Origin of the sequence: uncultured Campylobacter sp., from assembly GCF_938018145.1 — a bacterium.
In the GTDB taxonomy this organism is placed as follows: domain Bacteria; phylum Campylobacterota; class Campylobacteria; order Campylobacterales; family Campylobacteraceae; genus Campylobacter_A.
Map to the genome: position 1 here is coordinate 1 of NZ_CALIII010000356.1, position 2432 is coordinate 2432.

3 protein-coding genes and 1 pseudogene are annotated in these 2432 nt (G+C 47.2%); 3 read left to right on the forward strand and 1 reads right to left on the reverse strand.

Features of this window, described 5'->3' with window-relative positions:
- The coding region (locus Q0338_RS08165) for a hypothetical protein (protein ID WP_298086323.1) at nucleotides 1-641 on the forward strand (641 nt) is incomplete at its 5' end.
- Between the two features lie 223 nt (nucleotides 642-864).
- On the opposite strand, the gene Q0338_RS08170 is transcribed toward Q0338_RS08165, so the two are convergent.
- Nucleotides 865-1701, reverse strand: a complete 837-nt coding sequence (locus tag Q0338_RS08170) for a tetratricopeptide repeat protein (protein ID WP_298086324.1) — start codon at nucleotides 1699-1701, stop codon at nucleotides 865-867.
- A 130-nt stretch (nucleotides 1702-1831) separates the two neighbouring features.
- Between Q0338_RS08170 and Q0338_RS08175 the strand changes: the two genes are divergently transcribed.
- Both Q0338_RS08175 and Q0338_RS08180 read left to right on the forward strand, forming a co-directional pair.
- Nucleotides 1832-2203 (forward strand): HIT family protein, encoded by a 372-nt coding sequence (locus Q0338_RS08175; RefSeq protein WP_298086325.1) that lies wholly within the window; start codon nucleotides 1832-1834, stop codon nucleotides 2201-2203.
- Nucleotides 2196-2432: pseudogene (locus tag Q0338_RS08180) on the forward strand (chemotaxis protein); the annotation flags it as partial. The gene Q0338_RS08175 and the pseudogene Q0338_RS08180, both read left to right, overlap by 8 nt.

The following is a 2432-nucleotide window of genomic DNA, read 5'->3' on the forward strand; positions in this document are numbered from 1 at the left end:
TTAACGAAAGCGATGTGGATATCAAAATTTACAACGAAAACCTAGCCACTCTGCTCGCGCAGGATGAGAACAAGGCGGGCAATCTAAGTTTCATCCTGCTTGATAACATCATCGGCGAGACGACGGTCATTAACACTTTGGGAATGCTTGAAGTGCTTGATAAGCCGCAGAAAAACGGCGTGCCGCTAAGCGAATTTGCCGATCTGATCGATGAGAAATTCGGCGAAAAAGCCGCGCGCGAACCGCTAAAGAATTTTTTCAGCTACGAGATGGAGCCGCACGGAAGCGAAGTGCGCGAGGACGTGATCGTGGGCACCACCTGCCTGACCAACATTGTAAATCAGTACCTAAACGGCGAGCGCGACATCTACAATGAAGCTTTCGAGCTTGGCATCAAATTTTGCTTTCTTAGCATTGATAACGGCGGCGACATGCAGGCGGGCTTTGATCTGCGAAACAAGATCGAGGACGAGGAGCTGGAAGGCTGCGGCTCGTTTCTGGAGATAATCGGCGGCGCAACCGGGCAGAAGCGCGCATACATCGATCTCATCTGCTATGACGAGGAAAGGCTGAAAGAAAGGGTGCAGCAGCTTTGCAAAAAACATGGCGCAAATATACAAATTCACGACTTTAAGCGGTAAATTTAGCTACGGGCGTCAAATTTATTTTGGATTTGCGGCGCCCACACCCTTTTATTTTTGGCGCTAAATTTTACTTTTGCTGTTGGTTGCGGCGGATTATTCCGCCCATTTCTGCTAGCTCAAGGGCAAAATTTAACAAGCATCTCAGCACAAATAGCTCTAGACCTCTCCGCGCTAGCCGTATTTTAAATTTACAGCAGTAGGGCTTATTTCCCCACTTATCTCAACGCAAATTTTTTAGATACTGGCACGAGTTAAATTCTCCGAGCTTGCAACCTCTATCGTAAAGTTCTTTGGCCGCGTTTTTATTCTTTTCTACGCCCATGCCTTTTTCGTAGGCAAAGCCCAAATTTGCACAGGCTAGCGCACTCGCGCCCGAACAAGCGTTAGTAAAGAGCACAACGGCTCTTTCGTAGTCTTTTTCTACGCCCTCGCCCTTAAAATAGCAAACCCCAAGATCGGCGCAAGAGCCAACGTGTCCGCGATCGCAAGAGGCCGCAAATATCTGCACCGCCTTTGCCGCGTCCTTTTGCACGCCGCCACCTAGCGCGTAGCTTAGAGCGAGATTATAGCACGCCGTTTCCTCGCCTAGCTCGCAGGCTTTGGCAAATAGTTCGTTCGTTTTTTTGCCGTCAGGATAGACGCCAAGCCCCTTGCCGTAGCTATATGCTAGGCTCGCGCACCCCTCGCCTACGCCCTTTTCGCAGGCTTTAGCAAAAAGCTCGTTTGCCTTTTTGTGATCTTGCGCCGCTCCTTGCCCATTTTGATAAAGCAGCCCCAGATACACGCAGGCTTTGTCCGCGCCAAGCCCGCAAGCTCTGTCATAGTATCGCACGGCTTTTGTAAATACCTTATCAAACTCGTAAAAATACCCAAGTCCCGCGCAATACATCGCGTTTTTCTCGCCGCCTTCATCGCAGGCAAGCTCGAGGTTTTTAATCGCGAACGAGAGCCTTTTGCAAATCTCGTCGTTTCCCTTTTTGCACTCGTTGCTAAGATCGGCTAGCTCGCCCCCAAAAGCCAGCGCCACAAAAAATATGAGCGAAATCAAACGTCTCATAAGCTCAAATTTCCTTTCAAATTTTATAAATTGACCGCCGTAAAGCGTCGAAGCCAAAATGCCTGAAGTATAAATTTAAAAAGATTAAAATTCAAATTTGGCTAAAATCGCTATCAAAAAGGAGCTTAAAATGATTTTTGAAGACGAGCTGATTTTCGTCGAGCGAGAAACGAGCGAAATCCCGTGGGTAAAAATTTTCACCAAAACGCCGTTTAAGGAGCTAACCGACTGCGACGAAGCGACGCAAAAAAGGGTATTTGAAGCGGTTTTAACGACCGAAAAAGTAATGAGAAAATTTTATAATCCAACAAAAATAAACATCGCAAGCTTTGCAAACTACGTGCCGCGCGTGCATTTTCACGTGATGGCGAGGTTTGAGAGCGATAGCTTTTTCCCCGAGTCCATGTGGGGCAAAAAGCAGCGCGAGGGCGAGCTAAATTTACCTGATTTTGCCGAATTTTCTCAAATTTTAGCGCGCGAGCTAGGCAGAGCCCGTGAATAAAAAGATACTTCTAACGCTCGCAATCCTCGTAGTAGCAAGCGTTTTAGCAGTTTATAAAGCGCGCTGGGACGAGCAGACGCAGACGGAAAATATCAAAAAATTTCTCGACTTTCAAACGCAAATTTTAAATAAAAACATAGAAGAGGAAAAACTCTCCGCGATGACGGTTGCGACGCTGCTAGCGCAAAACGAGCACGTTAAAAAATGCATGAGTCAAAACGACCGTCAA

Coding starts and splice junctions, on each gene's coding strand:
- Q0338_RS08170 (WP_298086324.1), bottom strand. CDS start 1,701: ATGAGACGTTTGATTTCGCTCATATTTTTTGTGGCGCTGGCTTTTGGG.
- Q0338_RS08175 (WP_298086325.1), top strand. CDS start 1,832: ATGATTTTTGAAGACGAGCTGATTTTCGTCGAGCGAGAAACGAGCGAA.